Origin of the sequence: Marinobacterium profundum, assembly GCF_001528745.1 — a bacterium.
Classification (GTDB): Bacteria; Pseudomonadota; Gammaproteobacteria; order Pseudomonadales; family Balneatricaceae; genus Marinobacterium_A; species Marinobacterium_A profundum.
Genome location: NZ_BCNS01000153.1, coordinates 23,812 through 31,410 on the forward strand (window position 1 = coordinate 23,812; position 7,599 = coordinate 31,410).

4 protein-coding genes are annotated in these 7,599 nt (G+C 53.6%); all 4 read left to right on the forward strand.

The genetic code is table 11. The annotated features are described in order from the left end of the window. Window positions 1-24 precede the first annotated feature (24 nt). The 4 genes from MPRO_RS18140 to malQ all read left to right on the forward strand — a co-directional run bounded on the left by MPRO_RS18140 (window position 25) and on the right by malQ (window position 7,214). On the forward strand, window positions 25-804 hold the full coding sequence (locus MPRO_RS18140) for a 3-hydroxybutyrate dehydrogenase (RefSeq protein WP_067296228.1): 780 nt from the start codon (window positions 25-27) through the stop codon (window positions 802-804). Window positions 805-1,124: 320 nt separating this feature from the next. Continuing rightward, window positions 1,125-1,427, forward strand: a complete 303-nt coding sequence (locus MPRO_RS18145; RefSeq protein ID WP_067296231.1) for a YkgJ family cysteine cluster protein — start codon at window positions 1,125-1,127, stop codon at window positions 1,425-1,427. A gap of 996 nt (window positions 1,428-2,423) precedes the next feature. Beyond that, window positions 2,424-4,679 (forward strand): M6 family metalloprotease domain-containing protein, encoded by a 2,256-nt coding sequence (locus MPRO_RS18150; protein WP_067296234.1) that lies wholly within the window; start codon window positions 2,424-2,426, stop codon window positions 4,677-4,679. A 363-nt stretch (window positions 4,680-5,042) separates the two neighbouring features. Further along, window positions 5,043-7,214: a 4-alpha-glucanotransferase gene (gene malQ, locus MPRO_RS18155; RefSeq protein WP_067296238.1), complete on the forward strand. Its 2,172-nt coding sequence runs from the start codon at window positions 5,043-5,045 to the stop codon at window positions 7,212-7,214. Window positions 7,215-7,599: the final 385 nt, after the last annotated feature.

Below are 7,599 nucleotides of genomic sequence, written 5' to 3' on the forward strand. Positions count from 1 at the left end.
GAACTTAACAAGGAGAAAACTATCATGCGTCTTAAAGATCAAATTGCGTTGATCACCGGCGGTGGCCGGGGCATCGGCAGAGCCATTGCCGAACACTATGCCCGCGAAGGCGCCAGGGTGGCGGTGGCCGATCTGGATCTGAGCAGTGCCGAACAGGTGGCGCTGTCCATCGTGACCGCCGGCGGTTCGGCGCTGGCGCTGAAGATGGATGTGACCGATGAGCAATCGGTGGAACAGGGCGTCGCTGCGGTGGTGAGTCATTGGGGCGGGCTGAATATTGCCCTGGCCAATGCCGGTATTCAGCATATAGAACCCCTGCACAAACTGTCATATGCCGACTGGAACAAGGTGGTGGAGGTGCATTTGGGTGGCTCTTTTCTGGTAACCCGGGCGGCGCTGCGACAGATGTACCCTAACGGTGGTGGCACCATGCTCTATATGGGCTCGGTGCATTCGCTGGAGGCCTCGCCGCTCAAGGGGCCTTATGTAGCGGCCAAACACGGCATGCTGGGGCTGTGTCGTACGGTGGCCAAGGAAGGCGCCGAGCATGGCGTGCGTAGCAACATCATCTGTCCCGGATTTGTACGCACGCCACTGGTGGATAAGCAGATTCCAGAACAGGCACGTGAACTGGGCATTTCTGAACAGGAAGTGATCCGCAACGTGATGCTCAAGGAAACCCTGGATGGCGAATTCACCTCCCTGGCCGATGTGTCTGAGCTGGCAGTGCACCTGGCGGCCTTTCCTTCCGCGGCTTTGTCCGGCCAGTCGCTGGTGGTTAGCCATGGCTGGCATATGCAATAGCCGCACATTGATGCAAAAGCGCGGCCTGCTTCGGTTGGCTGCGGCCGGGATGTCCAATAGCATTCCCGGGTAGCCTCTCCTCTGTCCCCTCCTTGATTTGATTCCAGCCCGTGCTCCGGCTTTACCGGTGGCCGGGCTGGCGCGGCACTCGTATGCAATGAGCAAGGGCGCTTTGTCACCTGCGGCAGGTACGGTCATGCATCGAGCATGACGGTAGTTCGCAATGCAACAGTGGAATTCACCCGCTGGTCGCAAAGCCCAGCAGCAGCCCTTGCCTAAAAACGTTATGCTTGGCGCCCATTGAATCTATTGTGTGATTTATGAGCATTGCTGTAACCCTGCTGCCTGAAGAACCCACTGGCGCGGTAACCTGCGCCAGCTGCGCGGCGCGTTGTTGTCGCCTCAAGGTCATGTTGCTGACCGATACCGGAGTGCCCGAACGCTTTATCGAGTACGACGACTGGGGCGCAGAGACCATGGCGCAGGGTGATGATGGCTGGTGTCTGGCGGTGGATCGACACACCATGCTTTGTACCATCTACGAAAACCGGCCACTGATCTGCCGCGAGTTCGAGATGGGGGCCGATGAGTGCCTGACCGAGCGCGCCGACACCTCTTTCTGACAGGGCTGCTGTTTGGCATGTAGCCTGAGCAGAGACTCTGTACTGCGATTTACCCGCCGGGGTGTTGCCTGAAATTCAGCGCAAGTTAGATCGTTATTGATGATGGGGCTTTTTCACGGCAGTTGAGGGCGCACCAGAACGCCTATCTTTAAGGTTCGGCTCGATACTGGCGTATGGTGCAAACGCCAGGTCTGGCTTCGCTTTACGGATAAAGCGCTCCGCTTGCGTGGCCCATACTCATGCTGCATGCACCACGGCAAGCTATGACGCCGTTTTCAGCTTTGCCAATCCACTTCAGTTGCTGCTGAAATGTATTCATGCTCACTGGCAGGAATGCACAAGTTGGCCCATGATTTACCAGTAAGTGTTCAGACCTATCAGGTATTACAGGCCTTATTGCTTGCGAAGGCGCATGCTCATTTTCAGCGCAGGAGAAATAGCTGCGGCATATTATGGCTGTCCATCCCTGAATTTGCGTGTAGCCAATTAACGCGCTAGCGGGTTATGACAAATGAATCTCTTTGAGATTAAAGGGATTCAAATGTTTACCCCTTTAGTTTCAAGTATCTGTCGTTTTTATAACGATCGAGCTTAGGCTGTAGTGGTGCCTCAATGGTGATGCTGCAGGTTAACTAGAACCAAAGTTTTGATTTATATTTTTTATTGAAAGCAACAGGAACGGTTGGCTGTATATAAAAAATCTAAACGCGGGGGAATGCCTGTTACCGTCTGGAGACAGTAGGCAGTGTCTCCAATATCTCCAAATTGCATGCTGAAAGCAGAGGATTGTTTAACAGTGCAGTATTAATGAAATGAAAAAGTGCTCGCCGTCGGCCGGTTTTACGCCTGGTTGTCATGCCCTGATATCGCTGAGGTTGATTACAGGGTCAGACGAAGATACTTATCAACAAGATTACGCTGGCGGGTCGATCCGGCCGCTAATCTGAAACAGCCAGACAGGAGTCAGAGCGCAGCCAAACACAGGGAGATAGGACAGTGAGTGCAATATTCGGTGAGATTCTAACCTTCGGACAAGCCCAGGACTGTGACATCCAGTTGAAGGTCACGGGCGACGAATTCTATGCCACCTATGAAACGCTGGATGGCTATACGGCGGTGAGTGATAGTGACCGTGGCTGCTTCTGTCATGCGAATCTGGTGAATGGCGTGCTGGTGTCCAGTGGCTGTCCAGTCAGTGAAGCTCCGCCTGCGGGTATCCCGCGTCACCTGCGTGAATCACTAGCGGTACGCAATCGCCGTTTTGAGGGGCGCCGACTGCGCAGGTCGGGGCCGTTGCGCATGTCTAACGAAGCCGAGCTTACATTTGGCCCCAGCCAGGGGCTGCTTGAGGGCCGGCGGCTGACCAGTGGTGCGGTGCGTGGGCTCACTATCCTGGTGGAATTCAAGGATGTACAAACGAGTGTGACCCAGGCCGATCTGAGCGAACTGCTTAATGGCCAGAACTATACGCGCAATGGCAATTACTGCTCGGCGCGCGAATACTTTCGCATCGTCTCGTCCGGGAAACTCGACTACAGCAACGACGTCGTTGGCCCCTTCCGGCTGAGTCAAAACCGCAGTTACTACATTACTCATCTGCTGGTTAAGGAGGCACTGGATCTGGCTGTCGCGGCTGGCACGAACTTGAGCCGCTACGATTCCCGTGGTGAGGGAATTATGGATGCACTCAATATTATGTACGCCGGGCAGACCCAGTACGACGGTGACCTCTGGCCGCACAACTCCGATATAAACCTGCGCTACGGGAATATCTCCACCAACCTGTATCTACTCACCAGTGCCGGGAGAAGCGCCTGGGATCTGAGTATTGGTACCTTTTGCCATGAGAACGGGCACCTGCTCTGCCGGTTCCCGGATATGTACGACTACGGTGCGGTGAATCGTGAAGGCGACGGTGTGAAGAGTGCAGGCATCGGCAGCTATTGCCTCATGGGCTCCGGCAACCACCTTAATTCCGGGCGCACACCGGCACCTGTATGTGCCTACCTGCGTGACCTGGCAGGTTGGTGCGACAATGAAACCGTGCTCAATACGGCGGCGGCCGTGCAGGCCGTCCACGGAGACTACAATCGCGTGCTGAAATTCAGGGGGCGTACGCCGAACGAATATTTTCTGGTGGAGAACCGCTCCAAACTTGGACTTGACCGGCATCTGCCCTCCAGCGGGCTGGCCGTTTATCACTGCGACACCCTTGGCTCGAACGAATTTCAGCAGGGCACTGGCCAGCGTCATTACCAGTGTGCGCTGCTGCAGGCGGACGGGAATACCGATCTTGAACACAACGTTAATCAGGGCGACGGTACCGATCTCTTCGCCGGGGTAAACGGCGTTGCCGTATCCCACGCCACCACCCCGTCCTCGCGTTTTTGGGACGGTTCCGATTCGGGATTTGTCCTCTCGGACATTGCCGTACCGGACGAGAGGCTGGATTTCCGCGTTGGGATCATTGAACTGCCTCCCGTGGTATCGGTGTCGACTCTTGTGGGCGAAAACATGACATTGATGCCGATCCCGGACAAAAATACTGCCGGCATCAGCAGCAAGATCAACATACGCCAGACGGGGCTGGTACAGCGGCTAAAGGTGAGTTTTGATATCACCCATACCTATATCGGTGATTTGGTGGTTGAGCTCAGGAATCCCGCAGGCACTAGTGTTAAATTGCACAACCGTGAGGGCGGCGCAGCGGATAATCTGTCGAAGAGCTTTGAGCTGGAGTCGCTGGCCGCGCTTGCGGTCTTCGTCGGGCAGGCTGTGCAGGGTGACTGGGTACTCAGTGTAAAAGACCTGGCAGGTCGGGATGTGGGCACACTGAACCGCTGGAAACTTGAAGTTGAGGTTCAGGGGGCTCAAGTCGTCCGCGGCGAAATAGCCCCCAATCTAGATATCCCGGATAACGATGCCGCCGGCGTCAGCAGCAGCATCGCTATCAGCCAGTCAGGGAACGTCGATCAGTTGAAGGTGAGCATCGACATTACGCACACTTATATAGGTGATCTGCGTCTTGTTCTCATATCGCCCGCCGGGCGTAGCGTATTGCTGCACAGCCAGCTGGGTGGAGGGCAGGACAACCTGGTTGTAACCTACGACTCAGCCGCGCCGCTTTCGCCACTTTCTGCGCTGAGTGGTCAGCCCATTCAGGGCAAATGGACGCTAAGGGTCGCGGATCTGGCGCGTATCGATGTAGGCACGCTGAACCGCTGGAGCCTGGAAATCGTGCCAGGCGGCTGATACACAGGTGGTACTTCGGTGGTGGCTCGTATGTAGCGGATGCCATCACTGAAGCCGCCGCGCTGCAGCTCTTGCCCGACCATCACTGACGAATGGGTCAGCTGCAGGCTATTTTTTTTCCTCAGCTACCTTGGCATTGTTGAGTCGTCTGCCCTGTACAAGCTCTGGCTGAAATAGCACTTTTAGCAGGTTGTACTGTTGCCTACAGGCTGCGCCCAGATCTACAGGCTTTGGGATCCGCTGGGACTCATGTGCCGTTTCTCCATGTGCCTTCATGGCGAAATAAAACGGGTGAAAATATTGTCGACCTGTGCTTACATTCGATGATCTGTCGTCTTCATTCCGAATTTCACGAGAAGCCCAATGTCCGTTAGTGAATTGAGAGAGTTAACACGTTTTTATGGTATCGGCAGCGGATATGCAGGATTTGGCAACCAGTATGTTCGGGTTTGCGAGCAGGATCAGCAGGATGTTTTAGGTGCCATCCGTCCTGAACTAGTTGGGAATGAAACGACACTGGCATCGTCGAAAGATTTTCAGGCATCACAGAGAGAGATTTTACCTCCGGTCTGTATTATTCGCAGTAACAAGCCCGTCAGTTTTAATATCAATACTTCCCATATCGAAATTGATGCTGATTGGGAATGGCGGGTTACCACGGAACAGGGCGAGATATTCAGTGGATCACTTGTTATTTCTGATGTCTCGCCGCAAGCGGAATCGTCTACTCGCCTAGTGAAGTTGCAACAGACATTTCCCGAAGGCTATCATCGGCTAGAGCTTTACGACAGAGATGGCCTGTCTCGGGCCGAGATGGTGTTTATTATGGCGCCGGAGGAGTGTTTTCGTCCGCAGTCTTTACGCAGTGGTAAAAAAATATTCGGCCTGTCGGTCCAGCTCTATTCGGTTCGCTCCGAGCGAAATTGGGGAATCGGTGATTTCTCGGATCTTAAGCGGCTGGTGCTGGATTCTGCGGCATCTGGTGTGGATATTATTGGCGTTAGCCCTCTGCATGCGTTGTTTCCCGCCAACCCTTTGGCATTTTCTCCGTATAGCCCATCTAACCGGGCCTTCTTGAATACCTTATATATAGATCCACAGAATTTACCTGAATTCTCAGTGTGTGAAGCGGCCAAAGCGTTATTTAATTCCGATGATTTTCAGAATAGTCTGCGCATGATGCGTGAAACAGATTATGTCGATTATGTTCGCGTGGCGCAGGCCAAGAGAATGTTTTTCGAGTTACTTTTTGGCGAATTTAAGAAAACGGATCTTAATCGTGGTACATCACGTGATCAGATGTACCAGAAGTACCTCAGTGAGCAGGGGGAGGCGCTCCGGTTACATGCTACTTACGATGCCCTGCATGAATATTTTTTCACTCAGAGTACTGATCTGTGGGGGTGGCCCGTGTGGCCGCAGGCATTCAGAAACCCACAATCAGAGGCTGTTCAGCAATTTGTAGCCAGTCACCAGGACAGAATTGAGTATTACCAGTATTTGCAGTGGTGTGCGACTGAACAGTTAGAGGCTGTGCAGAGCACTGCTGAGGCTTGCGGAATGGAGGTCGGGCTTTATCTCGACCTTGCGGTCGGTGTGGATACAGCGGGTTCAGAAGCCTGGTCAAATCAGGCCCTGTTTTGTTTCGATGTCACGGTCGGGGCTCCATCGGATGAACTGGCGCCTGAAGGTCAGAATTGGGGGTTTCCTCCGTTCCGCCCACTCGAGTTGAGGGCCAGCGGTTATGATCTTTTTGTGAAAAATATTCGAGCCAATATGCGTCATGCCGGTGCGGTCAGGTTCGATCACTGCGTCGCCTTGTCGAGACTGTGGTGGGTTCCTAAGGGAAAAGCGGCCAAGAATGGTGCCTACGTCCATTATGACCTGAACGAATTAATTGGTTTGCTGGCACTGGAAAGTCAGCGCAACCAGTGCCTGGTTATAGGTGAGGATTTGGGTACGGTTCCGGAGGAATTGCCAGCCGTGATGCTGGAAAATGCCATGTACTGTTACCGTGTTCTCTACTTCGAAAGGAGTGAAGAGCAGATTACGCTGCCGGAGCGCTACCCGGAAATGGCTGTAGCCACCATAAATACGCATGATGTCGCACCTCTGGCCAGCTGGTGGTCCTTGTCAGATATTGAACTGAGGCGTGATCTGAATGTTATTGTCGGTGCTGAGGTAATAGAAAAACTGTGCCGAGACAGGGCGCAGCACAAACAGCTTCTGCTTAATGCACTGCATCAAACAGGCTTTATACGCGACCGTTTGATAGCCAGTGAGATACCGGATCTTACAAGGGATATTGTCGATGCAATCCATCTCTATCTGGCGTCGTCCCGGGCAGTCATAGTGATGTCTCAGCTCGAAGATTGGCAGGGGATGGCTTCAGCCGTCAATGTTCCCGGAACCTGTGATGAATACAGGAACTGGCAACGTAAGCTAGAACAGCCTGTTGAAGGTTTTTTTGATATAGCTGAAAACGTGAATCTGGCCCGGCGCATTGCTGACGTCCGACGGTTAGAGCCCTCCTGACTGGCTGTGCCGGGCATGGTCTTGAGCGGGCCCTAACTGACTCGGCACTTGGTGACGGGTCCGACAGAACTGCAGGTCTAGGAGGCTGTCCGACAATACTCAACCTACTGCGAGCCACATGAGTTTGGCTGTTTTTTGTGCTGTTTTGCGTTAAATAGAACCACTATTCGCCTTAAAACACCGCAAAAAACCGCTCAAATCAGTCGGCTCTCGCTACGGCCAGCATTCTCGGACAGCCTCCTAGGAGGCTGTTCGACAATACTCAACCTACTGCGAGCCACCTGAGTTTGGCTATTTTTCGTGCTGTTTTGCGTTAAATAGAACCTGTCTGTTATTCACATCTAACGCTGCCACTAAGCCCACCATTTTAGAACTGCGTTGGCGA